This window comes from Sphingomonas tagetis, from assembly GCF_024211275.1.
Classification (GTDB): domain Bacteria; phylum Pseudomonadota; class Alphaproteobacteria; order Sphingomonadales; family Sphingomonadaceae; genus Sphingomonas; species Sphingomonas tagetis.
The window spans coordinates 151690-177228 of the sequence record NZ_JAMLDX010000007.1 but is presented as its reverse complement, the minus strand read 5'-3'; the positions used below and the strand labels follow the sequence as shown (position 1 = coordinate 177228).

Below are 25539 nucleotides of genomic sequence, written 5' to 3'. Positions count from 1 at the left end.
CTGGTGCCGCCACCGGTTCAACTTGTTGAACCACAATTTCCACCGGTTGCCCTTTGCCGCCGCGCGCGGCATGGGGAGCGCGTAGGTCAGCACGAATTTCGAGGACGCGATGAAGGACAGGCTGGTGACGTTGATCGGCGGCGGCGGGTTCGCCGGACGCTATGTCGCGCAGGCGCTGCTCAAGGCCGGTGCACGCGTCCGCATCGCCCAGCGCGATCCGCGCGGCGCATGGTTCCTCAAGCCGCTCGGCGGACTCGGCCAGACCCAGTTCGTCGCTGCGGATGTCCGCCGCCCCGATACGCTCGCGCGCGCCGTGGCGGGCGCCGATGCGGTGGTGAACCTCGCTGGCGTGTTCGGCAGCGCGATGGACGACGTCAACGCCGATGGCGCGGGCAATGCCGCCCGCGCCGCCGCGGCGGCGGGCGCGCAGGCGTTCGTCCAGATCTCGGCGATCGGCGCCGATCCCGAATCCCCCTCGGCTTATGGCCGCTCGAAGGGCGAGGGCGAGGCGCAGGTGCGCGCCGCCTTCCCCAACGCGACGGTCTTGCGTCCCTCGCTGATGTTCGGGCAGGAAGATGCGTTCGTGAACCGCTTTGCCGCGATCGCCGCGCGCGCGCCGGTCGTACCCGTGCTCAAGGGCGGCACGCGCATCCAGCCGGTCTTCGTCGCCGATGTCGCCGCCGCGATCGTCAGGGCGCTGGCCGCGCCGCAGACCTTCGGCGGACAGACGCTGGAGCTGGGCGGGCCGGAAGTGCTGAGCTTCACCCAGTTCAACCGCTGGCTGGTCGAGGCGATCGGCAGCAGCAAGCCGGTGGCCGAGCTGCCCGATTTCGTCGGCGCGGGACTCGCCACGCTCGGTTTTCTGCCCGGCGCGCCGATCACCTGGGACCAGTGGCTGATGCTGCAACAGGACAATGTCGCGGCGAGTGACGGACTCGGCGCGCTGGGCGTTACGCCGACCCCGCTAGGGGCGGTCGCACCCGCCTGGCTGGTGCGCTTTCGCAAGCATGGCCGTTTCTCAGGTTCGCGTCAGGCGGCCTGATCCAATCCTTGCCACCGCCGGCCCGGTGATGCGCATGGCATTGCCGATCCTGCTTGTGTCCGCCGACCGGAGTTCTTGCCGTGAGTGATCTGATTACCGCGATCCTGCTGGGCATCGTCGAGGGCATCACCGAATTCCTGCCGGTCTCCTCGACCGGCCACCTCATCCTCGCCACCGAATTGCTGGGCTATGCCGCCGAAAAATGGTCGGTGTTCAACATCGCGATCCAGCCGGGTGCGATCCTCGCGATCGTGCTGCTCTATTGGCGGACCTTCTGGAATGCGTTCACCGGCCTGTTCCGCCGGGATCCCGAATCGGTGGCGTTCGTGCGCAACCTGCTGATCGCGTTCATTCCCGCCGTGGTGCTGGGATTGGCGTTCGGCGATCAGATCGAAATGCTGCTCGAAAATGCCGTGGTGGTCGCCTGGGCGCTGATCGTCGGCGGCGTCGCGATCCTAGTGGTCGAGAAGTTCGCAAAGACCAGCGATGCAGGCGGGGTCGCCAATGTCAGCCTGAGGACGTCGGTCGGGATCGGCCTCGTTCAGTGCCTCGCGATGATCCCCGGCGTCAGCCGCTCCGGCGCGACCATTCTCGGCGCGATGTCGATGGGCGTGGATCGCAAGACCGCGGCCGAGTTCAGCTTCTTCCTCGCGCTGCCGACGCTGACCGGTGCGACGGTGCTGCAGCTGTTCAAGCACCGCGCCGAACTGACGTCCGATGATTTCGGGCTGATCGGGGTCGGCATGCTGGTGTCGTTCGTGGTGGCGTGGATCGTCGTCAAGGCGTTCCTCGCGGTCGTGACGCGCTACGGCTTCGCGCCCTTCGCCTGGTATCGCATCGTCGCGGGCGTGGCGGCGCTCGTCTGGCTCGGCACGAGATAGGTCCGTAGCGGCCATTATTCTGTGAAATAAAGTTTCACCCGGCGGTTTTGTCTCAACGTGGAACTTAATTAGGTCAGTATGACTTCCCTATCACGCGATTTTAGCGTGACTCGATCACCGAATCCTGTCATGGGCGCGCCATGGCAAAGGAAGTCATGCTCCAATTCGTTGACCGCGCGCAGGCGTTTCCGCCCAAGCGCCAGGCCCCACTGCGTGCGCAGGATTTCCGTGAAATCGCGGAACGCTATGCGCCACCTGCTGCCGAGGAACAGGCCGGACGCTGCTCGCAATGCGGCGTGCCCTATTGTTCGGTGCACTGCCCGCTGCACAACCATATCCCGGACTGGCTGCGCCTGACCGCGGAAGGGCGGTTGCGCGAAGCCTATGAGCTGAGCAACAGCACCTCGACCATGCCCGAGATTTGCGGCCGGATCTGCCCGCAGGACCGGCTGTGCGAGGGCAATTGCGTCATCGAATTCTCGCAGCACGGCTCGGTCACGATCGGATCGGTCGAAAAGTTCATCACCGACACCGCCTGGGATCAGGGCTGGGTCGAGCCGCTCCAGCCGGGCCGCGCACGCGGCCAGTCGGTGGGCGTAATCGGCGCGGGTCCGGCGGGGCTGACCGCTGCCGAATATCTGCGCGTGCTCGGCTATGACGTGCACGTCTATGACCGCCACGACCGGCCCGGCGGGCTGCTGACCTATGGCATCCCCGGCTTCAAGCTGGAAAAGCCTGTCGTCCTGCGCCGCACCGACCGGCTCGCGGCGGGCGGCATCGTCTTCCATCAGGGATTCGAAGTCGGCCGCGACGCGACCCTCGACCAGCTGCGTGACAAGCATGACGCGATCCTGATCGCGACCGGCGTGTACAAGGCGCGCGCGATCAAGGCGCCGGGCGTGGGCCTTTCCGGCGTGGTCGAGGCGCTCGACTATCTGATCGCATCGAACCGCAAGAGCTTCGGCGACGCCGTGCCCGCATTCGACGACGGCAGCCTCGACGCCGCCGGCAAGAATGTCGTGGTGATCGGCGGCGGCGACACCGCGATGGACTGTGTGCGCACCGCGATCCGGCAGGGCGCGGCGAGCGTCAAGTGCCTCTATCGCCGTGACCGCGCCAACATGCCGGGCAGCCAGCGTGAGACGGCCAATGCCGAGGAAGAAGGCGTCGAGTTCGTCTGGCTCTCCGCACCCGAGGCGTTCGACACCAAAGGCAATGGCGGCGGCGACAAGGTCGGCACGGTCAAGGCCACCGGCATGCGGCTCGGCGCGCCCGACGCCAGCGGCCGCCGTGCGCCCGAGCCCGATCCGGGCGCGGCGTTCGACGTCCCAGCCGATCTGGTGATCAAGGCGCTCGGCTTCGATGCCGAGGACCTGCCCACCTTGTTCGATGCGCCCGAGCTCGGCGTCACGCGCTGGGGGACGATCCGCACCGACGCGCGCACGATGATGTCGAACCTCGACGGCGTGTTCGCCGCGGGCGACATCGTCAAGGGCGCGAGCCTGGTCGTGCAGGCGATCCGCGACGGCCGCGACGTCAGCGAGCGCATGCACGCCTGGCTCAAGACGCAGGCCAAGGCCCCCGTCGCCCGGGAAATGGTGGCGGCATGATCCGTCGCGCGCTCAGCGTGGCCGCGCTCGCCTGCGCCGCCCCGGCGCTCGCCCAGGCTCAGCCTGACTCGGCGACGCTGGCGGCGGCCGAGCGCTTCGTCGAGGTTACGCAAGTCGTCCAGCAGCTCGAGCAGACTTTCGTCGTGATGGCGCCGGTGATGGCCCAGCAGGCGATGGCGCAACTCGGCTCACAGCAGACCACGCGCGCGATGTTCGAGGAACTCACCAAGAACGATTATGCCCGAAAGCAGAAGCTCCAGGCGATCTTCGCCGAGGAGTTCCTGGCGGCGATGCGCACGCAAATGCCGCGCTACAAGCGCGAATATGCGCGCGAATATGCGGCCAGCTTCACCAAGGCCGAACTCGACAGCCTGAACGCCTTTTTCGGTGAAGGCGCGGGCGCCAAATATATCGCGCAGACCCCGGCGGTGCAGACCCGCCTGATCGCGGTGGGCCAGCGCATCGGCATGGAAGTGGGCATGGTCGCGCTGCCCAAGGCGATGCAGCGCGCCAAGACCGAACTGGACGCGGAGACGACGAAGTGACTTACGAGACCGCCCCTTATTCCAGCGAGCGCGCCCCGCGTGCGATCGCACGCGAGTCGGAACGGGAACGCCTTGCCCGTGAGGGCATGTATCGCCCCGAGTTCGAGGGCGACGCGTGCGGCGTCGGAATGGTCGCGGCGATCGACGGCCAGCCTTCGCGCCGCGTGGTGCAGAGCGCGATCGATGCGCTGAAGGCGGTGTGGCACCGCGGCGCGGTCGATGCCGATGGCAAGACCGGCGACGGCGCCGGCATCCATGTCGATCTGCCGCTGCGCTTCTTCGACGACGCCGTGCTCGCCTCGGGCCATCGCGTGCTGCCCAACCGGCTCGCGGTCGGCATGATCTTCATGCCGCGCGTCGATCTGGGCGCGCAGGAGGAATGCCGCACGATCGTCGAGAGCGCGATCATCGAGGCCGGCTACACCATCTATGGCTGGCGGCAGGTCCCGGTCGATGTGTCGGTGATCGGCATGAAGGCGCAGGCGACGCGCCCCGAGATCGAGCAGATCATGATCGCCGGGCCGTTGCCCGACGAACAGTCCGCCGCCGAGTTCGAGAAGAACCTCTATCTCGTCCGCCGCCGGATCGAGAAGCGCATCATCGCGGCGCAGATCAGCGGCTTCTACATCTGCTCGCTAAGCTGCCGCTCGATCATCTACAAGGGGCTGTTCCTCGCGGAATCGCTCTCGGAATTCTATCCCGACCTCAAGGACGAGCGCTTCGTCAGCCGCGTCGCGATCTTCCACCAGCGCTATTCGACCAACACCTTCCCGCAATGGTGGCTGGCGCAGCCGTTCCGCTGCCTCGCGCATAATGGCGAGATCAATACGATCCGCGGCAACAAGAACTGGATGCTCAGCCACGAGATCAAGATGGCGAGCCTCGCGTTCGGCGAGCATTCGGAGGACATCAAGCCGGTGATCCCGGCAGGCGCGAGCGATACCGCCGCGCTCGATGCAGTGTTCGAGGCGATCTGCCGCTCGGGCCGCGACGCGCCGACCGCCAAGCTGATGCTGGTGCCCGAGGCGTGGCAGCTGGTCGACGGGATGCCGCAAAAGCATCTCGACATGTACAAGTATCTCGCCTCGGTCATGGAGCCGTGGGACGGCCCCGCCGCGCTGGCGATGACCGACGGCCGCTGGGCGGTGGCCGGTGTCGACCGCAACGCGCTGCGTCCGTTGCGCTACACCCGGACGGCGGACGGCCTGCTGGTGGTCGGCTCCGAAACCGGCATGGTCCAGATCTCCGAATCGACCGTGGTGGCGAAGGGGCGGCTCGGGCCGGGCCAGATGATCGCGGTCGATCTCGACAGCGGCGTCTTCTACGAGGACCGCGCGGTCAAGGACCGGATCGCGGGCGAATATGACTATGCCGGGATGATCGGCGAGTTCATCGACATCGAGGGCCTGCCGCCGGTCGACGGGGCCGGCCCGACCTTCGACCGCGCCGAGCTGACGCGCCGCCAGGTCGCGGCCGGGCAGACGCTCGAGGACATGGAGCTGATTCTCTCGCCTATGGCGATGGACGGCAAGGAAGCTGTCGGCTCGATGGGCGACGACACGCCGCTCGCGGTGATCAGCGACAAGCCGCGGCTGATCAGCCAGTTCTTCCGCCAGAATTTCAGCCAGGTCACCAATCCGCCGATCGATTCCTTGCGCGAGCGGCACGTGATGTCGCTCAAGACGCGGTTCGGCAACCTCGCCAACATCCTCGATATCGGCGAGACCGCGAACAAGGTGCTGGTGCTCGAAAGCCCGGTGCTGACCAACAATGACTGGGCGCGGCTCAAGGCGCATTTCGCCGATGCCGCGGCCGAGATCGACTGCACTTTCCCCGCCGGCGGCGGGCCGGAGACGCTGCGCGCGGCGATTGCCGACATCCGTTTCCAGGCGGAGCAGGCCGTGCGCGCCGGCGCGACCGAGCTGTTCCTGACCGACGAGCACGTTTCGCCCGAGCGAGTCGCCATCGCCGGCGTGCTGGCGACCGCGGCGGTGCACACGCATCTCGTGCGCAAGGGGCTGCGCAGCTATGCCAGCGTCAACGTCCGCACCGCCGAGTGCCTCGACACCCATTATTATGCGGTGCTGATCGGCGTCGGCGCGACCACGGTGAACGCCTATCTCGCCGAAGCTGCGGTCACCGACCGCCATGCGCGTGGGCTGTTCGGCGACCTCAGCCTCGCGCAGTGCCTCAAGAACCACCGCAAGGCGATCGACGAGGGGCTGCTCAAGATCATCTCCAAGATGGGGATCGCCGTGATCTCGTCTTACCGCGGCGGCTATAATTTCGAGGCGGTCGGGCTCAGCCGCGCACTGGTCAACGACTTCTTCCCGGGCATGCCGGCGAAGATCTCGGGCGAGGGCTATGCCTCGCTGCATCTGAACGCGGCGATGAAGCACGAAGCGGCGTTCGACAAGGCGGTCGCGACGCTGCCGATCGGCGGCTTCTACCGCCAGCGTCATGGCGGCGAGACGCATGCCTATTCGGCGCAGCTGATGCACTTGCTGCAGACCGCAGTGGGGACCGACAGCTATTCGACCTATCTGCAATTCTCGCGCGGCGTGCGCGATCTGCCGCCGGTCTATCTGCGCGATTTGCTCGAGTTTAACTTCCCCAATGAGGGCGTGAACATCGATCAGGTCGAGGCGATCACCGAGATCCGCAAACGCTTCGTGACGCCGGGCATGTCGCTCGGCGCGCTGTCGCCGGAAGCGCACGAGACGCTGGCGATCGCGATGAACCGCATCGGCGCCAAGGCGGTGTCGGGCGAGGGCGGCGAGGATTCGGTCCGCTACAAGCCCTATGACAATGGCGACAACGCCAATTCGACGATCAAGCAGATCGCGTCGGGCCGCTTCGGCGTGACCGCCGAATATTTGGGGGCCTGCGACGAGGTCGAGATCAAGGTCGCACAGGGCGCCAAGCCCGGCGAAGGCGGGCAGCTGCCCGGCTTCAAGGTCACCGAATTCATCGCCAGGCTGCGCCACGCGACGCCGGGCGTGACGCTGATCTCGCCGCCGCCGCATCACGACATCTATTCGATCGAGGATCTGGCGCAGCTCATCTACGACCTCAAGCAGATCAATCCGCGAGCGCGCGTCTGCGTCAAGCTGGTCAGCTCGGCCGGGATCGGCACGGTCGCGGCGGGCGTCGCCAAGGCGCATGCCGATGTGATCCTCGTCGCCGGCCATGTCGGCGGCACCGGCGCGTCACCGCAGACTTCGGTTAAATATGCCGGTACGCCGTGGGAAATGGGGCTGAGCGAGGTCAACCAGACGCTCACGCTCAACGGCCTGCGCGGGCGCGTGAAGCTGCGCACCGACGGCGGGCTCAAGACCGGACGCGACATCGTCATCGCCGCGATCCTCGGCGCCGAGGAGTACGGCATCGGCACGCTTTCGCTGGTGGCGATGGGCTGCATCATGGTGCGCCAGTGCCATTCGAACACCTGTCCGGTCGGCGTGTGCACGCAGGACGAGCGGCTGCGTCAGAAGTTTACCGGCTCGCCGGAGAAGGTCATCAACCTGATGACCTTCATCGCCGAGGAAGTGCGCGAGATTTTGGCGAAGCTCGGGGCGAAGAGCCTCGACGACGTCATCGGCCGCACCGAATTGCTGCGCCAGGTCAGCCGCGGCGCCGAGCATCTCGACGACCTCGATCTCAACCCGATCCTCGCCAAGGTCGATGCCGACGAGAGCCAGCGGCGCTTCAGCCTGCCGACCTGGCGCAACGCGGTGCCTGACAGCCTCGACGCGCAGATCATCGCCGATGCAAAGGCGGTGTTCGAACGCGGCGAGAAGATGCAGCTCGCGTATAATGTGCGCAACACGCACCGCGCGGTGGGCACGCGGCTGTCGAGCGAGATCACGCGCACCTTCGGCATGTCGAAGCTCGCCGACGGCCATGTCCAGATCCGCCTGCGCGGTTCGGCGGGCCAGTCGCTTGGCGCGTTCCTGTGCAAGGGCGTGACGCTCGAAGTGTTCGGCGACGCCAACGACTATGTCGGCAAGGGCCTGTCGGGCGGCACCATCGTCGTCCGCCCGCTGGTGAGCTCGCCGCTGGAGAGCCGCGCCAACACGATCATCGGCAACACTGTGCTCTATGGTGCGACCAGCGGCCGGCTGTTCGCCGCCGGGCAGGCGGGCGAGCGCTTCGCCGTGCGCAACTCGGGTGCGCAGGTCGTGGTCGAGGGCTGCGGCGCCAATGGCTGCGAATATATGACCGGCGGCGTGGCGGTGGTGCTGGGCAAGACCGGCCAGAATTTCGGCGCGGGCATGACCGGCGGCATGGCCTTTGTCTATGACGAGGATCGCGTGTTCGAGACGAACGCCAACCCCGAGAGCATCGTCTGGCAGCGGCTGTCGTCGGCGCATTGGGAGGCGGTGCTCAAGAACCTCGTCGCCGATCACCACGCCACGACCGACAGCAAATGGTCGGGCGAACTGATCGAGGACTGGGAGCGTATCCGCGGCCATTTCTGGCAGGTGGTGCCCAAGGAGATGCTCGAACGCCTCGCGCATCCGCTCGACGACAGCGTCGAGCTGGTCGCGGCCGAATAGGCTCGTTCAGCGCCCGCTCATCGGCTAAGGTCTAACCGATCGCAATTGCCCGCGACTCGGGAGATTTCGCCGTGCGTACCGTCTTTTTCGTCCTTGCCGCCGCCTCGTGCCTCGCCACCCCGGCGTTCGCACAGGAGCGCGAAGCGCAGATCGCCGACAAGCTGAACGATCCTGCGGTGCAGGACGGGATCACCGCTGCCGTCTCGGCGCTTGCCGGGATCGTGCTCGACACGCGCGTCGGCAGCTTCGCGCCGTATAGCGATGGCCGCGTGCGGCGCGGTGACACGCTGCGCGACGTCAAGCGCCGCGAAGACCCCGGTTTCGAACGCCGCCTGCGCCGTGACACGCGCCGCGCCGTGGGTACGGCGGGTCTGGTCGCCGGCGACATGGTCTCGGCGGCAGGCGCGATTGCAGAGACGACCGCGCGGCTCGAAGCGGCGCTGGCGCCGCTCGCGGGTTTGGGCGACCTCGATTCGCCGCGCCGCGATGATCGCGACGATTACGACGACTGACGCCTTGCCGCTTGCCATTGCCGCCGCCTAAAGCGGGGGCATGTGGCAGCTCTATCAATTTCCCCTGTGCCCCTTCTCGCGCAAGGTTCGGCTCGTCCTGGGTGAGAAGGGCGTCGGCTATGAGCCGGTGCGCGAATCGCCGTGGGCGCGGCGCGACGAATTTCTCGACATGAACCCCGCCGGGCAGACCCCGGTGATGGCCGACGACCGTGGCGTCGTGCTGATCGACTCCGTCGCGATCTGCGAATTTTTCGAGGAGACGGTGAGCAAGGCGGCTTTGCTCAACGGCACCGCCGCCGACCGTGCCGAGATCCGCCGGCTGGTCAGCTGGTTCGACGTGCAGTTCTTTCGCGAGATTACCGGGCCGCTGCTCAACGAGCGCATGATCAAGCGCATCGTCCACCGTGCCACGCCGGATTCGGGCGCGCTGCGCGAGGCGATGAAGGCCGCGGTCGCGCATCTCGACTATATCGACTTCCTGCTCGACCACCGCACCTGGCTGGGCGGCGCGACAATGAGCCTCGCCGATCTCGCCGCCGCGGCGCAGATCAGCGTTGCCGACTATCTCGGCGGGATCGACTGGAAGAGCCACGAACAGGCCAAGCGCTGGTATGTCGGCATGAAGAGCCGCCCAAGCTTCCGCCCGCTGCTCGCCGAGCGGATGGAGGGGATCAACCCGCCCGCCGAATATGAGAAGCTGGATCTGTAGAACGGTTGGCGGAGCGGCCAGCGCGCGCCATATGTCGCGTCTGTAACGTCTTCGGGAATCGCTCATGTCCACCTATGCCGACCGCCTGTCCGCCCTTCGCGAGCAGCTGAAACGCGACCGGCTCGACGGTTTTGTCGTGCCGCTGACCGACGAACATATGAGCGAATATGTCGGCGATTATGCGCAGCGGCTGAGCTGGCTCACCGGGTTTCAGGGCAGCGCAGGCAGCGCGGTGGTGCTGCCCGAGGCGGCGGCGATCTTCACCGATGGGCGCTACACGCTCCAAGTGCGCCAGCAGGTCGATGGCGCGCATTGGCAATATGTCCCGGTGCCGCAGGTGAGCATCGCGGCCTGGCTGGGCGAGCATGCGCCGCAGGGCGGGCGGATCGGCTATGATCCGTGGCTGCACACGCGCGGCTGGGTCGATGAAGCGCGCAAGGCGCTGGCCGAGCGCGGGGCCGAGCTGGTGGCGGTGAACGCCAACCCGATCGACGCGGTGTGGGGCGATCGGCCGCAGCCGTCCGACGCGAAGCTGGCGGTGCAGACCGACGATGCGGCGGGCAAGACCAGCGCCGCCAAGCGAGCCGACATCGCCGACTGGCTGGCCGAGCGGAAAGCCGATGCCGTGGTGCTCTCAGCGCTCGATTCGATCGCCTGGGCGTTCAACGTGCGCGGGCAGGACGTCAGCCATACCCCGGTCGCTCTGGCCTATGCCATCGTCCATGCCGACGGCACCGCCGACCTGTTCGTGGCGAAGGACAAGGTCGGCGAGGATGTCGCGCAGCATCTCGGCAATGCGGTACGCGTGCATGACCGCGCCGCGTTCGCCCCGGCGCTGGGCGCGCTGGCGGGCAGGCGCGTCGCCGTCGACCCCGAGCGCGCAGTCGCGGCGATCTTCGACGCGCTCGATGCGGGCGGCGCGAAGATACTGAGCGTGCGCGATCCGGTGGTGTTGGCCAAGGCGATCAAGAACGAGACCGAGATCGCCGGGCACAGGGCGGCGCAGGCGCGCGACGGCGCAGCGCTGGCGCGGTTCCTCAAATGGGCAGAGGCAGAGATGCCCAAGGGCGGCGTGACCGAGATTTCCGCCGCCGACCGCTTGCAGGCGTTCCGCGAGGAAACCGGCGTGCTCAAGGATTTGAGCTTCGACACCATCTCCGCGACCGGGCCGCACGGCGCGATTCCGCATTACAAGGTGACGGCGGAATCGAGCCTGCCGATCGAGACTGGCCAGCTCTATCTGGTCGATTCGGGCGGACAATATGCCGACGGCACCACCGATGTGACGCGCGTGATCGCGGTCGGCGACCCGACTCAGGAGATGCGCGACCGCTTCACGCGGGTGCTCAAGGGCCATATCGCGATCGCGACGGCACTGTTCCCGGCGGGGACGACGGGCGGGCAGATCGACTCGTTCGCGCGGCGGCCCTTGTGGGAGGTAGGGTGCGACTATGGCCATGGCACCGGCCATGGCGTCGGCGCCTATCTGTCGGTGCATGAAGGGCCGCAGCGCATCGCTGCGCCCAATTATCCGGGCGGCGGGCCGGCCGAGCCGCTGCGCGCGGGCATGTTCCTCTCGAACGAGCCGGGTTACTACAAGGCCGGCGAGTTCGGCATTCGCATCGAGAATCTGGTGCTGGTCGTGGCAAAGGACATCCCCGGCGCCGAATCGCCGATGCTGGGGTTCGAGACGCTGACCTTCTGCCCGATCGAGCGTGCGTTGATCGAACCTGGCCTGCTTACCGAGGATGAGCGCCGCTGGCTCGATGCGTATCATTCGCGGGTGCTGGAGGTGCTGGGGCCACAGCTGTCGCGTGAGGAGCGCGTGTGGCTTGAGGCGAAGTGCCGGCCGATCACGGCACGATAGCAGTCTGGCTCACGGTTGCCCGGTGCGATTGTTCATTATATGTTCCAGTCGCGAATCGGGAGGATACGGATGATCGGCTATGTCACGCTGGGCACCAGCGATCTTGCGCGTGCGGCGCGCTTTTACGATGCGATCGCCGCGGAAATGGGAACGGCGCGGATGATGGAGTGGGATGGCACGATTGCCTGGGGCACGCCGGGCGGTGGTGCCGGGATCGGCCTCACCCGGCCATTCGATGGCAATGGGGCGAGCGTCGGCAACGGCACGATGGTCGCGCTGGAGGCAAAGGATGAGGCTCAGGTGCAGCGCATCTATGAAGTAGCGCTGGCCAACGGTGGAAGCTGCGAGGGTCCGCCGGGGCCGCGTAGTGAAGGCTTCTACGCCGCCTATTTCCGCGATCCCGACGGTAACAAGCTGAACGCCTTCATCATGGGCGGCTGAGGCCGATCAGCCGGGTTCCCGCGGCAATGGCGGCAGGGGCGCCTGCTCGAGTTCGCGCGCCTGCGCCTTGCGCTTGCGCAGGTTTTCGCGGAGCGCGGCGGCGAGGCGGGCCTTTTTCTCGGCTTCGTTCATGGCGTTGTCCGATAAACCCGCCGCCTTCGCCTTGACAATGGGGCACCCCTGCGCAAAAGGGCCGCTCCCGCGCGGGGCCGGACACGCCGCCCGCGACGAGTGCTGCCGTAGCTCAGTGGTAGAGCGCATCCTTGGTAAGGCTGAGGTCGTGAGTTCAATCCTCACCGGCAGCACCACACACTTCCCGCGACCGGTCTTTAGAGACCGTCGCGCGGGGTGAGCGCAAGAACCGCGCAGTTCCGCCGGCTTTGCGGCGCGACCAACCTTTAGCTCAGGACCGAGACGCTGAAATCGGCGTCGTTCTCAGCGTCAAACGCCGCGCCGTCTTTGCGGGCCTGCAACATGTCCTGAGTCTGGATTTTGGCGCTTTTTGGCCAGCGAGGGATTGCCCGAGGGGCGAGCGCCTCAGCCCATACATTTCACAGGATGACCGCTCAGCCCCGCAAAATCGGCGGTTTGGCGCTAGATGTTCTGTACCCCGATCTGCCGTTTGCTACAGGACAACCTGCTCGCATTCTCTCCGCCTAACGACAGGATCGGCTCGGGTCATAGATCGGGAGGCAGACGTCTGCGGGGTTCGATGCTCAGGAACTGAGCGCCAAGCTTCGTGACAAAGGCATGCTCCCGTGCTGGCATGAGAAAGCGGGGGGAAACCGCTCCGGTCTCCCCCTGCAATCCGCCTAGAATTTGAATCCAGTGACGCGCCGATATTGCGGAAAGCGCCATAGCTGTAATTCTGCAGATAGTCGGTGGTGATCAGCGGGTAATTACCGACCGCGCCGACATAGCGCTGATCGCCGCAATTGCGGCAGAACAGGCTGAGTTGCCAGCTCTCACGACCGGCGAGGCCGACCTGGATGTCGAAGGTGGTGAAGCCCTTCTGACGCCCGTTCGGATCCGCGTTCGAAAAATATTCGATCGAAGACTGCGAGGAGAAGCCGAGCTGGACATTGCCGTTCAGACCATCCGTGAAGGCCCATTCGTAACGGATGTCGCCGACGCCCTTCCATTCGGGCGCATTGGGCAGGCGGTTGCCCGACGAGTCCAAACCTCGCCGGCGCAGCTGATCTGGCCGGGATAGCATTGGTCGTTTTTGAAGCTGGTGAAGCGGGCATCGGTATAGGCGAGGCCGCCGGTGAGCCAGGCCCTTGGCCAACTGTGCCGAGAGCTGGGCGTCGAAGCCCTTGGTCACCAGCTTGCCGGCATTCGCCACCCGGATCGTCAGGGTCGCGAAATCGACGGCACTGGCCTGAAAATCGCGGAACCCGGTGTGATAGGCCGAGACAGCGCGTTCATCATCCCGACGATGGGGTAGCCCGAGTCCCGATATTCAAATGATATCGATATCAATATAGCTTGCGCTGATGATACCAAGACCTATGACTGACGCGATAGCCGAATGTTATCGGTAGCAAAGAGAGGATGCGAGATGATGGCCGATGTGCCGCCAGGCTATGTCAGCGCAATCAGGGCGGCGGCGCAGCCGCGCCTCGATGCGCCGGCTTGGGTCTTTGAAGGGCGGACAGCGCCATGGGCAGAGACGCTCGATCGCGCCGCGCGGATCGCCGGCGGCTTGCAGGCGCTTGGCGTCACGCCCGGCGATCGCGTGGCGGTCCTCTCGGCCAATAGCAGCGACTATCTCGCGCTCTACCTCGCTGTGCCCTGGGCGGGCGCGGTGCTGGTCCCGCTCAATTCTCGCTGGAACCCGGCGGAGAATGCCTTCGCGCTCGATGATTGCACGCCCGGCGTGCTGTTCGTCAGCGATGATCTGGTGGCGCCAAACGCCGCCATGCTCGACGAATATGGCGACCGGATCACGCGGGTTTCACTGGGTGGCGACCGCCTGGGATGGACGCCGCTTGCGCAATTGCTCGCCGCCGATGCGGTGGACGACGCCGGGCGCAACGGCGACGATCTCCTAGCGATCTTCTACACCGGCGGCACCACCGGGCGCTCGAAGGGCGTGATGCTCAGCCATGCCGGCTTCCTCGCCAATACCCGGGCGATGCGCGAGTTCGGGCTGTTTCCCGATGGATGCCGCGCGCTGGTCGTGCCGCCGCTGTTCCACCTCGCCGCCGCCGCCGTGCTGACGATGACGATGCTCGGCGGGAGCACGGCTGTGATCGGCAAGGCGTTCGATCCGGCGGGCACGCTCGATCTGATCGCCGAGGAAGGCGTCACCGACGCGCTGCTGGTGCCGACGATGATCCAGATGATCCTCGATGCGCCCGGGTTCGATCCGGCCAGGCTCACCGAGGTCCGCACCATCATGTATGGCGCATCGCCGATGCAGGAGGCGACGCTCGACCGCATCATGGCGGCCGCGCCGCATATCGATTTCGTCCAGGCCTATGGCATGACCGAGGTGTCGTGCACGGCCACCCTGCTCGGCGCCGACTATCACCGCGGCGAGCACCGCGAAGCCGGACGGCACCGCGGTGCCGGCAAGCCGATGCCGATCGCGCAGATCGTGATCGCGGACGAAGCGGGCAATCCGCTGCCGGCGGGTGAGGTCGGCGAGATCCTTGTGCGCGGCGCCGGGGTGATGCTCGGCTATTGGAACCAGCCCGAGCTTACCGCGCAGACGCTGCGCGGCGGCTGGATGCATACCGGTGACGGCGGCCGGCTCGACGATCACGGCATCCTCTACGTCGTCGATCGCATCAAGGACATGATCGTGTCGGGCGGCGAGAACATCTATTCGGCCGAGGTTGAGGGCGCGCTCGCGCTCCATCCGGCGGTCGCGCAGGTCGCGGTCATCGGCGTTCCCGATGCGCGCTGGGGCGAGCGGGTGCATGCGGTGATTCTTGCCCGCACCGGCGCCGAGGTCAGCGAGGCGGCACTCGTCGCGCATTGCCGCGAACGGATCGCCGGATACAAATGTCCGCGTTCGATCGAATTCCGCACGGCGAGTCTGCCGCTGTCAGCCGCTGGCAAGATCCTCAAGGCCGAATTGCGCGCGCCGCATTGGCAGGGGCAAACCCGCAATGTCGGCTGAGCGCTCGCCCTGGATCGATGACGAACTGGCGATGCTGCAGGAGCATGCGGCGCGCTTCATCAATGGCGAGCTCGCGCCCCGGCGCGAGCAATGGGAGCGGGACGGGCAGGTCGACCGCGAGTCCTGGGCGCAGGCGGGCGCGGTCGGCATCCTGTGCGCCAGCATCCCCAGCGAATATGGCGGCGGCGGCGGCACTCTCGCGCACGAAGCGGCGATCCATCAGGAGCTGTCCCGCGCAGGGCTCGGCGGCAGCTTCGGCACGGGTAACGCGATCCATTCGGCGATCGTTGCGCACTATATTTTGGCTTACGGCACCGAGGAGCAGAAGCAGCGCTGGTTGCCTGCCATGGCGCGCGGCGAGCTTATCGGCGCGATCGCGATGACCGAGCCGGGCGCCGGATCGGATCTGCAGAACGTCCGCACGCGCGCCACGGCGGCACAGGGCGGCTGGCTGCTGAGCGGCGCCAAGACCTTCATCTCCAACGGCCAGAGCGCCGGCCTGATCGTGGTCGTTGCGCGCACCGGTGCGGATGCGGGCGGCAAGGGCGTGTCGCTGCTGGTGGTGGAGACCGATGGCGCCGAGGGCTTCCGGCGTGGCCGCAATCTCGAAAAGCTCGGCATGCACGGCCAGGACACGTCCGAACTGTTCTTCGAGGATGTCTTCGTGCCCGCCGGCAATCTGCTCGGCAGCGAAGGCGGCGGGTTCGCGCAGCTGATGCATCAGCTCGCCTGGGAACGCACGATCATCGCGCTCGACGCGGTGGTCAATATGGAGCAGGCGGTGGCGCTGACCACCGGCTATGTCCGCGAGCGCAAGGCGTTCGGCAAGCCGCTGTTCGACTTCCAGAACACCCAGTTCGTCCTCGCCGATTGCGCGACCCAGGCGAGCGTCGGCCGCGCCTTTGTCGACAGCCTGATGGTGAAGCTGCTTGCCGGGGAACTCGACGCCGTGACCGCCGCCAAGGCCAAGCTGTGGTGCACCGAGACCCAGTGCAAGGTGATCGACGCCTGCCAGCAGCTGTTCGGCGGCTATGGTTACATGGCCGAATATCCGATCGCGCGGATGTTCGCCGATGCCCGCGTCAGCCGTGTCTATGGCGGCGCCAACGAGATCATGAAGCTGATCATTGCCCGCGCGCTGTGACGCGCGGGTTCGAGGGAGTGTTTGAATGAGCAAGGTACGCGTTGCCGGGGTCGGCATGATCCCCTTCACCAAGCCCGGCCAATCCGAGGATTGGGACGTCATGGCCGAAAAGGCGGTCCGCCTCGCGCTCGCCGATGCCGGGGTGAGCTACGATCAGCTCCAGCAGGCCTATGCCGGCTATGTCTATGCGGATTCGACCGCGGGGCAGTCGGCGCTCTACCGCGTCGGCATCACCGGCATCCCGGTCGTCAACGTCAACAATAACTGCTCGACGGGATCGACCGCGTTGTATCTCGCGCGCCAGATGGTCGAGGCTGGCGTGGCCGATTGCGTGCTCGCGGTCGGGTTCGAGCAGATGCTGCCGGGCGCGCTCGGCATGGTGTTCGACGACCGCAAGCGCACGCTCGACATGGCGCTCAAGCGGCAGGACGAGCTGCAGCAATATGATCCGCACGCGCCCTTCGCCGCGCAGCAATTCGGCGGCGGCGGACTCGATCACCAGGCGCGCTACGGCACGAGCGACGAGGCGTTTGGCATGATCAGCGTCAAGGCCCGTCGCCATGCGGCGAACAACCCGATGGCGCTGTTCCGCGAGCCGATCACGCTCGAGGAAGTGATGGCCTCCAAGCATCTCTACGGCCCGATCACGCGCTTTCAGGCATGTCCGCCGACCTGCGGCGCCGCGGCGGCGGTGCTGGTCTCGCCGGGGTTCGCGGCGAAGCATGGTCTCGACGCCTCGGTCGAGATCGTCGCGCAGGCGCTGACCACCGACATGCCCGGCACGTTCGAAGATGGCGGGATGATGCGCGTGGTCGGCTATGACATGGCGAAGGGGGCGGCGCGGCAGGTTTACGAGGCGGCGGGCGTCGGTCCGGACGACATCCAGGCGGTCGAGCTGCACGACTGCTTCACCCCCAACGAGCTGATCTCCTACGAAGCGCTCGGCCTCACGCCCGAGGGCACCGCCGAGCGTTACATCCGCGACGGGCAAAACACTTACGGCGGCAAGCACGTCACCAACCCGTCGGGCGGGCTCCTCTCGAAAGGCCATCCGCTCGGCGCGACCGGCCTCGCGCAATGCTATGAACTGACCCAGCAGCTGCGCGGCAATGCGGACAGGCGGCAGGTCGAGAACATCCGCTTTGCGCTCCAGCACAATGTCGGCCTGGGCGGCGCGTGCGTCGTCACCCTCTACGGCAAGGCCGCGTGATGCTCGACCGCGACAAGCATGTCGGCACCGTCTCCGAACCGCGCATCGTCGATGTGGAGAAGGGCTTCCTCAAGTTCTTCGCCAAGGCGACCGGCGAGACCGATCCGGTCTATTTCGACGCGGACGCGGCACGTGCCGCCGGGCACCCCGCCATCCCGATGCCGCCCACCTACCTCTTCTCGCTGCAGATGAGCGCGCCTGCAAAGCGCGGTGACGCGTTCGACAAGGTGAACGGCCTGGGCATCGACATGGGCAAGGTGCTGCATGGCGAGCAGGGTTTCACCTATCACCGCCCGATCTATGCCGGCGACCGCCTCACGATCACCACGACCACCAGTGATATCTACGCCAAGAGGGGTGGTGCGCTGGAGTTCGTCGTGCAGGACACGCGCTTCGAGAATGACGCGGGCGTGCTGTGCGCCGAAGCGCGTCAGGTGACGGTGGTGCGCAATGGTTGAAGGGCAGCACCTCGCCGAGCTCGTCCGCGGCCCGATCACGCGCGCGACGCTCGCGCTCTTCGCCGGTGCCAGCCACGATCACGTGCCGCTCCATATCGACAGCGATTTCGCCAGGGCGGCCGGCATGGACGACGTGTTCGGCCACGGCATGCTCTCGATGGCCTGGCTCGCCCAGGCGCTGCGCCATTGGGCACCAGCGGAATGCCTCCGCAGCTGGAACGTCCGTTTCACTGCCATCACGCCGCTTCACGCCACGGTCCATTGCCGCGGTGAGGTGACGGAGATTTTCGCAGCCGACGGTGAACGCCGCGCGCGCCTGAAGATCGGGGCGTGGACCGACCATGACATCCAGACGCTCGACGGCGAAGCCGTCGTCGCGATCGATTGAAGGAAACATGATGCGTAAACTCGAAGGCAAGGTCGCGATCATTTCCGGGTCGGGACGCGGGATCGGCCGCTCACTGGCGCTCAAGCTGGCATCGGAAGGCGCAAGCGTCGTCGTCAACGATCTCGATCCCGAACCCGCAAACGAAGTCGTCGCCGCGATCGAGGCGGCGGGCGGCAAGGCCGTCGCCTGCGTTGGAAACGTCACCGCCGAGGATTTCGGGGAGCGCTTCGTGCAGACCGCGCTGGACACCTTTGGCGGGCTGCACATCATCGTCAACAATGCCGGCTACACCCGCGATGGTGTGATCCAGAAACAGACCGACGAGCAGTTTCAGGCTATGCTCGACGTCCATGTCACCGCGCCGTTCCGTATCCTGCGCGCCGCCGCCGAACCGTGGCGGATGATGAGCAAGCAGGAGGCCGCGGAGGGCCGCGAGGTGATCCGCAAGGTGGTCAACATCTCGTCGATGGCGGGCACCAACGGCAATGCCGGACAGGTCAATTATTCTTCGGCCAAGGCGGCATTGGTCGGCATGACCAAGACCCTGTCCAAGGAATGGGGCCGGTTGAAGGTTTGCGTGAACTGCGTCGCGTTCGGCTTCATCGAGACGCGCCTGACCAAGGCCAATGACGACCCCGAAACCCGCATTGAAATCGAGGGCCGGGAGATCCAGGCCGGTGTTCCCTCCGGCGTGCTGGGCGCGCTCAAGACGATGGTCCCGCTCGGCCGCGCCGGCACGGCAGAGGAGGCGGCCGGTGGCGTCTATCTGCTCTGCATCCCCGAGAGCGACTATATAAGCGGTCAGGTTCTTCTTGTCGGCGGCGGCATTAGCCTGTGACCGCTTCGATCGCGCTGGATGCGGGCAGCGCCGCGGTCGCCGAAACCCGCGTCCGGCGGCGGTTGCTGTTCCTGATGTTCCCCGCCGCGACCGCGATGTTCGCAGTATTCAACGGCATCCAGCAGGTGCTTCTGCCGGGACAGGTCGAGGAGATCGATTCCGCCAACAAGATCGCCAATCTCGGGATGATCATGGGCATCTGCGCCGTGACGTCGGTCTTCGGACTTCTCGCGGGTGGTGCCGTGTCGGACCGGACCGTTGGACGATGGGGACGGCGCGCGCCGTCGCTCGCTTTCTCGGCGATCGTCGCCGCAATCCTGACGGTTGCGCTCGGCAGCGTCTCGACGCTGATGGCACTGACCCTGGGGATGGCGGCGCTGTGGTTCGTCGTGAACTATTATCAGGGCGCGCTGACCGCGATCCTGCCCGACCGCATTCCGCTCGAGCATCGCGGAGTCACATCATCGATGATTGCGCTTGGAGTGCCGATCGGCGTGATCGTGAGCGTCCAGCTTGGCGCGCTTGTCGAGCGGCCCCTTGCGCTGGCCAGTCTTGGCCTGTTGCTGGTTCTCACGACCGCCGCCTTGTTGTTCCTGGCGCCCGAGCCGCCGGCCCACGCCCCGGTGGCCGTGGCCGATACGCCGCAGCCGCCCCTGCTCGTGCGATTCATCGGCTTTTTCGACGGCTTTCGCAGCTTTGATTTCACGATCGCGATGATCGCGCGCATGCTGATGTTCTTCTCGATCTTCAGCGTTACCGCCTACACCTATTACATCCTCCAGGACTATGTCGGGACGAAGAACCTGCCGTCCGGGGACATCAAATTTTCCGTCAGCCTGATGATCACGATCCAGATGGTCGCATGCCTGGTCAGCACTGCAATTTCCGGCTGGCTGGTCGATCGATGGCAGAAGCCCAAATTGTTCGTCGGGATCAGCTCGATCGGGATCGCGGTCGCCTTCGCCATCCCGATGTTCAGCCCGTCTTGGCCGGCGATGCTGTTCATGCAGACCAGCGTGGGCTTCTTCTTCGGCGCCTATATGGCGATCGACCTCGCGCTCATGTCGCTGGTGCTGCCGGACCCGGACAATGAAGGACGCGACATGGCGCTTTTGTCGGCAGCCGCGGGCCTGCCGCAAATACTCACGCCGATGTTCGCCGCCGCCGTGATCGCGAATATCGGCTATTACGCGCTGTTCGGGGCTGGCGCGCTCAGCGCGCTTGCGGCAGGTGTCCTAATCTTTCTCATCAGGAGCGTGCGCTGACGCGCAGATCTGCTGCGCTTCATGAGGAAGCCGCTGAATTTTTGCGGTATGCTGTGAAGCTCGCGCCGGCATTTCGACCAAAGCCATCCACATGTGATGGCCGAAATCGAACCGGTCCCGACCTCGACGTTTTCACCGCCGCTTCGCGCCCCAATTGTCGCCCTTCAGCGGTTCGAACCCGTTCCGGAAGGCTGCCGTTCGTTACGCCCTCCAACGGGTTGCGCGCTCCAAATTAGAGCCAACGGAAATCAGCGCATGAGGCCGGCGGCTCGTAAAGCATCCTCGATGATCCTGCCTGCACCGCCCCTGGCATGGGCCGACACGGGCTTGTGATCGTCGATCGCGACGGGTTGGACACGCTCGGACCGGGTCACTTTGGTTCCAGCCTGCCTTTCAGCCGCCGGAAGCTGTGCGCCGCCCTCCAATAATCCCCAGAAATTCGCGATGTGCCGCGTCGACGAGATGGCGGCCTCCAGCATGTGAGGGCCAGGGGTGCCGCAAGCGTCCTCGCCGCGCGTGGAGAGCGGTGTTCCATGGGCCATCCCGCCGATCCGATAGTCCTCGATGACCGCATTTCCCGCAGCATCCAGCCAGACCCGATGGGGATGCCCATCGACTCGATCGCTGCGATTGGGACTGGCGGGAACGCCATGGACGGACCGCCACTGGGCCAAGACTGCATCTGCGTTGGATGAATCGACGATGGGATCGGCGCCGCCATGCCATATCGAGATGCTCGGCCATGGACCGGGGTGGGACGAGGCTGCGCAAACCAGCGCCCCGAGCGCTGCATCCTCGGGACCGCCATGTCCGCGCATGCGGTCGAAGGCCTGCGGCACGCCATTGGCGGTGCCGAAGGGGAGGCCCGCGATGATGGCGCCGCCAGCGAAAGTCTCGGGATAGGTGGCAAGCATGATGGAGGTCATCGCGCCGCCCGCTGAAAGGCCGTTGATATAAACCCGCGCAGGATCGACGTCATGGCGATCGACCATCGCGGCGATCATCTGGACGATCGACAAGGGCTCGCCCGCGCCGCGCTGGCCATCGGCCGGCTCGTACCAGTTGAAGCAGAGGTTCATGTTGTTGGCCCGGCGCTGCTCGGGAAAGAGCAAGGCGAAGCCATATTGGTCTGCGAGCTGCGACCAGCCCGCGCCGCGATCATAGGCCGCGGCGCTCTGCGTGCAGCCGTGGAGCACGACGACCAAAGGGGCGCCGCTCCGCATGGTTTCAGGGACATAGCACCAGGCGCCGAGCGCGCCTGGGTTCGATCCGAAATCCAGCAGTTCGCTCAAGCGACCCGCCGTGGCTGCCGCATCCTGCCCGGGCAACTGGCTGCGCAGCGCGGCGAGGCGGCCGATCATGTTCGAGAGCGATCTCATATCGTGAACTCCTTCGACCGGGGGAGCCGAAGTGGCCGGACATGAACAGAACGCCCGCCATCCCCGATCGTTGCTGCAATGCAGCATTTAATTTACGGGGTGGCGACGGTTTCGCTCAGTTCGCCTTGGCGTCGAGATCGACGGCCAGTTCGCGAGGCCAGTGGCGCAGCTTTGCACACGCCGTGAGAAAGGCGCTCGCATCCCTGGCGCTGGCGAGCGGCAGGCAGGCCTCGTCGAGATCGTCGGCGATCCCGGCCTTTTCGAACAGCAACTGCGCCTCGCGGCTGATCCCGATGAACTTGCAATGCGCGAAGGCATCGGTGGCGAAGTCCTTCGCTGCCGCATCGCCCGCGAGCAGCGCGGCACCGGCATCGGAGACCAGCACCGCGACGGCATCGAACAGCACCGACGGACCGCCATCGATCTTGTGCTTCGCCGCAACCTTCGTCCCGTCGGACAAGGTGGCGCCGGCGATCTTGGGCGCAACCACCTCATAGACTGCGCCGGCCTTCTCGACCGCCGCGACCAGCGCATTGAAGATCGCCGCATCGGCGCCGTCGCTCAGCAGGATGCCGAGCTTGCGGCCCTTGAAGCTGTCCGGCCCGTTCTTGACGATGCTGAGGGCGTCGGAAACCGGCATGTCCATCATCGTGGGCCGGGCTGCCTCGGCCGGCTTGGGGAGGTCGAGTCCCAAGCCGTCCGCAACCGTGGCCGCCAGCGTCTCGTCGATGTTACGCAAATGCGACACCGTCCGCGCGCGGATGTCCGGTCGTTCGACCTTGCTCAATTCGAACACCAGCGCGTCGCCGATATGCTTCTGCTCGATCGGCGTCTGGCTGGTGAAGAACAGCCGCGCCTGGCTGTAATGGTCGGCGAAGCTCTCCGGCCGGGCGCGGATCTTGGGCTCCTGCTCGACCGTCGCCACGCTGGTGAAACCGCGCGCCGGATCCTCGCGCGGGCCGCCATCGAACGGGCCCCAGCTGTTGGGCTCATAGTTGACGCGGCCCTTGGGGTTGCGCATCGCCATGTGCCCGTCCTGCTGGAAATGCGCCATCGGGCATTTGGGCGCATTGATCGGGATATGGGTGAAGTTCGGGCCGCCCAGCCGCTTGAGCTGGGTGTCGAGGTACGAGAAGTTGCGGCCCTGAAGCAGCGGATCGTTGCTGAAGTCGATGCCCGGCGGCACGTTTTGCGTCATGAACGCGACCTGCTCGGTCTCGGCGAAGAAATTGTCGACCACGCGGTCGAGCACCAGCCGCCCGACGATACGGACGGGCAGGATTTCCTCGGGGATCAGCTTGGTCGCGTCGAGCACGTCGAAGTCGAACTTGTCGGCGAATGCCTCGTCGAACAGCTGCACGCCGAGCTGCCACTCCGGGAAATCGCCCGAATTGATCGCATCCCACAGATCGCGGCGGTGGAAGTCGGGATCGGCGCCGTTGATCTTGACCGCTTCGTTCCAGCAAACCGACTGGAGGCCCGCCTTGGGCTTCCAGTGGAACTTGACGAAGGTCGACTTGCCCTTGGCATCGACCAGCCGGAAGGTGTGAACGCCGAAGCCCTCCATCGTCCGGAACGAGCGCGGGATCGCGCGGTCGGACATGGTCCACATGATCATGTGGAAGCTCTCGGGCGTGAGGCTGATGAAGTCCCAGAAATTGTCGTGCGCCGATGCCGCTTGGGGGAACTCGCGGTCGGGCTCGGGCTTCACCGAATGGACGAGGTCGGGGAATTTGATTGGGTCCTGGATGAAGAAGACCGGGATGTTGTTGCCGACCAGGTCCCAATTGCCTTCCTGGGTGTACATCTTGACCGCGAAGCCGCGCACGTCGCGCGCGAGGTCAAACGAACCCTTCGAACCCGCGACCGTCGAGAAGCGCACGAACGCCGGCGTCCGCTCGCCGACGCGCTGGAAGACATCGGCGCGACTGACGTCGGCAAGCGAGTCGGTCAGTTCGAAAAAGCCATGCGCGCCATAGCCGCGGGCATGGACCACGCGCTCGGGGATACGCTCATGGTCGAAGTGGAACATTTTCTCGCGGTAATGCGTGTCCTCGATCAGCGCGGGACCGCGTGCGCCCTGGCGCAGCGAATTCTGGTCGTCGGCGACCGGATGGCCGTTGGCGGTGGTCAGCGTGGCGACGTCGCCACCTGCGACCTGATGCGTCTCGCCGCCGTCCCTCTGAGTCTCGGCGTAGGTCGTGGACAGTGCGGCGGCAGGCGGAAGCTTCGGCGCCTTGGCGGGGCTTTCGCCGGACTTGGGCGCGGACGTCTTCGGAGATTTGGCCATTTGGGGATCCTCGTCGTGTCGATTGAATGAATTGGACGAGGCGATGCGGGGCTCGCGCCGCCGCAGGACAAGTCAGGTCTGTGATCTGTGCAGCGCTCAACCGGCAACGTGCGGTGAAGTTGCAGCCGGATCGCCTCGACTGATCTGGATCAGCACGAATTGTGGCGCTGGCCAATCCGCCCTATATCATCGACGCGTCCAGCCGAGCCTATCGCGAGGGCGGCGGCCTGCTGGGCGCGCAAGTGCTGCTCGAAATGGCGCAGATGGCGGTATTGGGCTTGTTGTCGGTAACGCTGGAAGTGCCGGACGTCGAACCGGGCGTGCAATTCTACGGCGATGCCGTCCTGGTCTGTGAGGTCGCCGATTCCGTTGCCCATTGCCGTTGCCCGGATCAGCAGCGCCCCTCGATCATCTTGCTCGGCGGCCTCAAGCGCAGGCGGCTCCATCATGTCACGTTGCGCGCGGACGATCTGGCGGGCATTGCTGAGCAGGTCGCCATCAGCGCGGGGCGCGTGATCGCTCCGAGTGAGGGGTTCGAGGCGACGGGCTTATGGGTCGAAGACCCGCATGGCGGACTCTTCCATCTCGTCGAGCATGCCGCCGATGCGGCGGTCGAAGCCGGTACCGAATTCGCGATCAACGCGCCCGGCCGCATCGTGCGGACCCGCCGGTCGGCGATTCTGCCGCATGCAATATCCGCCCGCTTGCCCGCTACGGCTGGGGCATGTCCTGCTGTTCACGCCGGACGTGATGGCCAGCGTGGCGTTTATGACCGAAGCGTTGGGCATGGGCCTTGCCGATCACGCGCAGGACGTCATCGCGTTTTGCTGCGCGCGCAAGGACAGCGACCATCACGTCGTCGCCTTTGCCAAGTCGGCGGGTGTGGGGTTCCATCATGCAAGCTTCCAGGTTTCTGATCCCGACGAGGTCGGCCGCGGCGGCCGAGCCTTGGCGGACAAGGCGGCGCGGGGCGACTGGGGCTGTGGGCGGCACACGATCGGGTCGAACTTCTTCCACTATATCCAGGACCCATGGGGATCGTGGTTCGAATATTATGCGGACCTCGATTTCATCGACGATTATGCGCTGTGGAAGTCGACCAACTACGACCTCGCAGATAGTTTGGCGAGCTGGGGGCCTAAGCTGCCCGATGATTTCGTGCATAATTACGAAGCCGAGCCTGTCGCGGCCTCTGCCTAAGTTCATCGTAATAGCAGCATGAGGGATTGCCACGCGTGCACGGCTACCGGTACGCGCAAGAAGGATCGCTG

24 protein-coding genes and 1 tRNA gene are annotated in these 25539 nt (G+C 65.9%); 19 read left to right on the top strand and 6 right to left on the bottom strand.

Features of this window, described 5'->3' with window-relative positions; all coding sequences use genetic code 11:
• The first annotated feature begins 109 nt into the window (after positions 1-109).
• The 9 genes from M9978_RS11205 to M9978_RS11165 all read left to right on the top strand — a co-directional run bounded on the left by M9978_RS11205 (position 110) and on the right by M9978_RS11165 (position 12166).
• Positions 110-1042 carry a complex I NDUFA9 subunit family protein gene (locus M9978_RS11205; RefSeq protein ID WP_254293152.1) on the top strand — a complete coding sequence of 311 codons (933 nt, stop codon included), beginning with the start codon at positions 110-112 and terminating at the stop codon, positions 1040-1042.
• 80 nt (positions 1043-1122) lie between these two features.
• Entirely contained in the window at positions 1123-1923 is an 801-nt protein-coding gene (locus M9978_RS11200) for an undecaprenyl-diphosphate phosphatase (RefSeq protein WP_254293150.1), read from the top strand.
• A 140-nt stretch (positions 1924-2063) separates the two neighbouring features.
• Positions 2064-3533, top strand: a complete 1470-nt coding sequence (locus M9978_RS11195) for an NAD(P)-dependent oxidoreductase (protein ID WP_254293148.1) — start codon at positions 2064-2066, stop codon at positions 3531-3533.
• Complete coding sequence (locus M9978_RS11190; RefSeq protein ID WP_254293146.1) at positions 3530-4078, top strand: DUF2059 domain-containing protein; 549 nt, start codon at positions 3530-3532, stop codon at positions 4076-4078. The genes M9978_RS11195 and M9978_RS11190 overlap by 4 nt, the downstream gene beginning before the upstream one ends.
• An 86-nt stretch (positions 4079-4164) precedes the next feature.
• A complete protein-coding gene (gene gltB / locus M9978_RS11185) occupies positions 4165-8637 on the top strand; it encodes a glutamate synthase large subunit (protein WP_254293241.1) in 4473 nt (1490 codons plus the stop codon).
• 71 nt (positions 8638-8708) lie between these two features.
• Positions 8709-9149 carry a hypothetical protein gene (locus tag M9978_RS11180; RefSeq protein ID WP_254293144.1) on the top strand — a complete coding sequence of 147 codons (441 nt, stop codon included), beginning with the start codon at positions 8709-8711 and terminating at the stop codon, positions 9147-9149.
• Positions 9150-9189: 40 nt separating this feature from the next.
• The gene (locus tag M9978_RS11175; protein WP_254293142.1) at positions 9190-9858 is read left to right on the top strand and encodes a glutathione S-transferase family protein; all 669 of its coding nucleotides are present in this window, start codon (positions 9190-9192) and stop codon (positions 9856-9858) included.
• 64 nt (positions 9859-9922) lie between these two features.
• The gene (locus tag M9978_RS11170) at positions 9923-11725 is read left to right on the top strand and encodes an aminopeptidase P family protein (RefSeq protein ID WP_254293140.1); all 1803 of its coding nucleotides are present in this window, start codon (positions 9923-9925) and stop codon (positions 11723-11725) included.
• Positions 11726-11794: 69 nt separating this feature from the next.
• Positions 11795-12166, top strand: coding sequence for a VOC family protein (locus M9978_RS11165; RefSeq protein ID WP_254293138.1), 372 nt, complete (start codon positions 11795-11797; stop codon positions 12164-12166).
• A 6-nt stretch (positions 12167-12172) separates the two neighbouring features.
• Here the strand turns inward: M9978_RS11165 and M9978_RS23105 are convergent, their stop codons facing one another.
• Positions 12173-12298 carry a hypothetical protein gene (locus M9978_RS23105; RefSeq protein ID WP_302053933.1) on the bottom strand — a complete coding sequence of 42 codons (126 nt, stop codon included), beginning with the start codon at positions 12296-12298 and terminating at the stop codon, positions 12173-12175.
• Positions 12299-12399: 101 nt separating this feature from the next.
• On the opposite strand from M9978_RS23105, the gene M9978_RS11160 reads away from it, so the two are divergent.
• Positions 12400-12474: transfer RNA gene (locus tag M9978_RS11160), tRNA-Thr, on the top strand.
• 317 nt (positions 12475-12791) lie between these two features.
• Here the strand turns inward: M9978_RS11160 and M9978_RS11155 are convergent.
• A complete protein-coding gene (locus M9978_RS11155; protein WP_254293239.1) occupies positions 12792-13523 on the bottom strand; it encodes a TonB-dependent receptor domain-containing protein in 732 nt (243 codons plus the stop codon).
• Between M9978_RS11155 and M9978_RS11150 the strand changes: the two genes are divergently transcribed.
• The 8 genes from M9978_RS11150 (at position 13434) to M9978_RS23320 (ending at position 20599) form a co-directional block, all read left to right on the top strand.
• A complete protein-coding gene (locus M9978_RS11150; protein WP_254293136.1) occupies positions 13434-13613 on the top strand; it encodes a hypothetical protein in 180 nt (59 codons plus the stop codon). The two genes, M9978_RS11155 and M9978_RS11150, sit on opposite strands and share 90 nt — an antisense overlap.
• A 117-nt stretch (positions 13614-13730) precedes the next feature.
• Positions 13731-15296: an AMP-binding protein gene (locus M9978_RS11145; protein WP_254293134.1), complete on the top strand. Its 1566-nt coding sequence runs from the start codon at positions 13731-13733 to the stop codon at positions 15294-15296.
• A complete protein-coding gene (locus tag M9978_RS11140; RefSeq protein WP_254293133.1) occupies positions 15286-16440 on the top strand; it encodes an acyl-CoA dehydrogenase family protein in 1155 nt (384 codons plus the stop codon). Before M9978_RS11145 ends, M9978_RS11140 begins: the two co-directional genes overlap by 11 nt.
• Positions 16441-16465: 25 nt before the next feature.
• The gene (locus M9978_RS11135; protein ID WP_254293130.1) at positions 16466-17650 is read left to right on the top strand and encodes a lipid-transfer protein; all 1185 of its coding nucleotides are present in this window, start codon (positions 16466-16468) and stop codon (positions 17648-17650) included.
• Positions 17650-18108: a MaoC family dehydratase N-terminal domain-containing protein gene (locus tag M9978_RS11130; RefSeq protein WP_254293128.1), complete on the top strand. Its 459-nt coding sequence runs from the start codon at positions 17650-17652 to the stop codon at positions 18106-18108. The genes M9978_RS11135 and M9978_RS11130 overlap by 1 nt, the downstream gene beginning before the upstream one ends.
• Entirely contained in the window at positions 18101-18496 is a 396-nt protein-coding gene (locus M9978_RS11125; protein ID WP_254293126.1) for a MaoC/PaaZ C-terminal domain-containing protein, read from the top strand. Before M9978_RS11130 ends, M9978_RS11125 begins: the two co-directional genes overlap by 8 nt.
• 10 nt (positions 18497-18506) lie before the next feature.
• Entirely contained in the window at positions 18507-19334 is an 828-nt protein-coding gene (locus M9978_RS11120) for an SDR family NAD(P)-dependent oxidoreductase (RefSeq protein WP_254293124.1), read from the top strand.
• Positions 19331-20599 (top strand): MFS transporter, encoded by a 1269-nt coding sequence (locus tag M9978_RS23320; protein WP_254293122.1) that lies wholly within the window; start codon positions 19331-19333, stop codon positions 20597-20599. Before M9978_RS11120 ends, M9978_RS23320 begins: the two co-directional genes overlap by 4 nt.
• Positions 20600-20847: 248 nt before the next feature.
• Here M9978_RS23320 and M9978_RS11110 read toward each other — a convergent pair whose 3' ends face one another.
• The 4 genes from M9978_RS11110 to M9978_RS11095 form a co-directional block, all read right to left on the bottom strand.
• Positions 20848-21978 (bottom strand): extracellular catalytic domain type 1 short-chain-length polyhydroxyalkanoate depolymerase, encoded by a 1131-nt coding sequence (locus tag M9978_RS11110; protein ID WP_254293120.1) that lies wholly within the window; start codon positions 21976-21978, stop codon positions 20848-20850.
• A 115-nt stretch (positions 21979-22093) separates the two neighbouring features.
• Entirely contained in the window at positions 22094-24268 is a 2175-nt protein-coding gene (locus M9978_RS11105) for a catalase (RefSeq protein WP_254293118.1), read from the bottom strand.
• Positions 24269-24417: 149 nt separating this feature from the next.
• On the bottom strand, positions 24418-24714 hold the full coding sequence (locus M9978_RS11100; RefSeq protein WP_254293116.1) for a hypothetical protein: 297 nt from the start codon (positions 24712-24714) through the stop codon (positions 24418-24420).
• Positions 24715-24816: 102 nt separating this feature from the next.
• Entirely contained in the window at positions 24817-24957 is a 141-nt protein-coding gene (locus tag M9978_RS11095) for a hypothetical protein (RefSeq protein ID WP_254293114.1), read from the bottom strand.
• Between M9978_RS11095 and M9978_RS11090 the strand changes: the two genes are divergently transcribed.
• A complete protein-coding gene (locus M9978_RS11090) occupies positions 24956-25468 on the top strand; it encodes a VOC family protein (protein WP_254293112.1) in 513 nt (170 codons plus the stop codon). The genes M9978_RS11095 and M9978_RS11090 overlap by 2 nt on opposite strands.
• Positions 25469-25539 lie beyond the last annotated feature (71 nt).

Coding starts and splice junctions, on each gene's coding strand:
- M9978_RS23105 (WP_302053933.1), bottom strand. CDS start 12,298: ATGAACGAAGCCGAGAAAAAGGCCCGCCTCGCCGCCGCGCTCCGCGAA.
- M9978_RS11100 (WP_254293116.1), bottom strand. CDS start 24,714: ATGGAGCCGCCTGCGCTTGAGGCCGCCGAGCAAGATGATCGAGGGGCG.
- M9978_RS11145 (WP_254293134.1), top strand. CDS start 13,731: ATGGCCGATGTGCCGCCAGGCTATGTCAGCGCAATCAGGGCGGCGGCG.
- M9978_RS11135 (WP_254293130.1), top strand. CDS start 16,466: ATGAGCAAGGTACGCGTTGCCGGGGTCGGCATGATCCCCTTCACCAAG.
- M9978_RS11125 (WP_254293126.1), top strand. CDS start 18,101: ATGGTTGAAGGGCAGCACCTCGCCGAGCTCGTCCGCGGCCCGATCACG.
- M9978_RS11205 (WP_254293152.1), top strand. CDS start 110: ATGAAGGACAGGCTGGTGACGTTGATCGGCGGCGGCGGGTTCGCCGGA.
- M9978_RS11130 (WP_254293128.1), top strand. CDS start 17,650: ATGCTCGACCGCGACAAGCATGTCGGCACCGTCTCCGAACCGCGCATC.
- M9978_RS11105 (WP_254293118.1), bottom strand. CDS start 24,268: ATGGCCAAATCTCCGAAGACGTCCGCGCCCAAGTCCGGCGAAAGCCCC.
- M9978_RS11120 (WP_254293124.1), top strand. CDS start 18,507: ATGCGTAAACTCGAAGGCAAGGTCGCGATCATTTCCGGGTCGGGACGC.
- M9978_RS11175 (WP_254293142.1), top strand. CDS start 9,190: ATGTGGCAGCTCTATCAATTTCCCCTGTGCCCCTTCTCGCGCAAGGTT.
- M9978_RS11110 (WP_254293120.1), bottom strand. CDS start 21,978: ATGAGATCGCTCTCGAACATGATCGGCCGCCTCGCCGCGCTGCGCAGC.
- gltB (WP_254293241.1), top strand. CDS start 4,165: ATGTATCGCCCCGAGTTCGAGGGCGACGCGTGCGGCGTCGGAATGGTC.
- M9978_RS11195 (WP_254293148.1), top strand. CDS start 2,064: ATGGCAAAGGAAGTCATGCTCCAATTCGTTGACCGCGCGCAGGCGTTT.
- M9978_RS11170 (WP_254293140.1), top strand. CDS start 9,923: ATGTCCACCTATGCCGACCGCCTGTCCGCCCTTCGCGAGCAGCTGAAA.
- M9978_RS11140 (WP_254293133.1), top strand. CDS start 15,286: ATGTCGGCTGAGCGCTCGCCCTGGATCGATGACGAACTGGCGATGCTG.
- M9978_RS11095 (WP_254293114.1), bottom strand. CDS start 24,957: ATGCGGCAGAATCGCCGACCGGCGGGTCCGCACGATGCGGCCGGGCGC.
- M9978_RS11190 (WP_254293146.1), top strand. CDS start 3,530: ATGATCCGTCGCGCGCTCAGCGTGGCCGCGCTCGCCTGCGCCGCCCCG.
- M9978_RS11165 (WP_254293138.1), top strand. CDS start 11,795: ATGATCGGCTATGTCACGCTGGGCACCAGCGATCTTGCGCGTGCGGCG.
- M9978_RS11090 (WP_254293112.1), top strand. CDS start 24,956: ATGCAATATCCGCCCGCTTGCCCGCTACGGCTGGGGCATGTCCTGCTG.